A 1,072-nucleotide genomic window follows, 5' to 3' on the forward strand; every position below is an offset into this window, starting at 1 on the left:
GAGGTGGGGGCGGGCGAGCTCGTCGTCGTGCTCGGCCCCTCCGGCTCGGGCAAGACGACGCTCCTCAACATCGTCGGCGGCATCGACGCGGCCACATCGGGCAGCGTGCTCGTGGACGGCGAGGACATCGGCGGCTACGACCAGCGCCGGCTCACCGAGTACCGCCGGCGCGTGGTGGGCTTCGTCTTCCAGTTCTTCAACCTCGTGCCGTCGCTCACGGCGCTGGAGAACGTGGCCCTGATCGCCGGCCTCACTGGGTCCGAGGAGAGGGCCGAGGCTGCCGGGGAGAGGGCCGAGGCTGCCGAGCAGCGCGCCGGGACCCGTGTCGGCGCCGCCGCGGACCGGGCGGGGCACCGGGCCGGCGGCGCCGGGGAACGCGTGGCGACCGCCACCGACGAGGCCCGCGACGCCCTGGCCGCCGTGGGGCTCGCGGGGCGCCTCGACCACTTCCCCGCCGCGCTCTCCGGGGGCGAGCAGCAGCGCGTGGCGATCGCCAGGGCGCTGGCGAAGCGGCCCAGCCTCCTGCTGTGCGACGAGCCCACTGGGGCGCTCGACCTCGACACCGGCCGCTCCGTGCTGAGCCTCCTGCGCCGCGTGAACCGCGAGCGCTCGCTCACGACGGTCCTCGTCACCCACAACAGCGCCATCGCCAAGATGGCCGACCGCGTCGTGCGCATGCGCGACGGACGCGTCGAGGAGGACCGCGTCGTGACAGACCCCCTGCCGGCCGAGGAGGTGACCTGGTGACGCGGGGCGCGGGCGCTTCTCCCTGGCGCGCCAAGCTGTGGCGCGACCTGCGGCGCCTCCGCGGACCGTTCATAGCCGTCGCCGTGACCAGCTTCCTCGGCGTGGCGCTCTTCGGCACCAGCTACGGCGCCTACCGGAACCTCGTGGCCTCGTACGACCGCCTCTTCGAGGTGACGGGCTTCGCCGACCTGACCGTCGCCGGCGGCGACGTCGAGGGCTTCGCGGCGTCAGCCGCCGGCGTGCCCGGCGTGGACGCGGTGACGACCCGCACCGTCGTGGACACGTTCGGCGAGGTGAACGGCAGGCGCCTTGCTGTGCGCGTGAT

The 1,072-nt window shown here is 74.6% G+C and carries 2 protein-coding genes; both read left to right on the forward strand.

Annotation, left to right across the window (positions count from 1 at the left end; all coding sequences use genetic code 11):
• Positions 1–747: ABC transporter ATP-binding protein (locus tag VF202_15540; protein ID HEX7041529.1), on the forward strand; the 747-nt coding region annotated here is incomplete at its 5' end.
• Positions 744–1,072: hypothetical protein (locus VF202_15545; GenBank protein HEX7041530.1), on the forward strand; the 329-nt coding region annotated here is incomplete at its 3' end. The genes VF202_15540 and VF202_15545, both read left to right, overlap by 4 nt.

The sequence above is a fragment of the Trueperaceae bacterium genome (genome assembly GCA_036381035.1).
Lineage (GTDB): Bacteria > Deinococcota > Deinococci > Deinococcales > Trueperaceae > DASRWD01.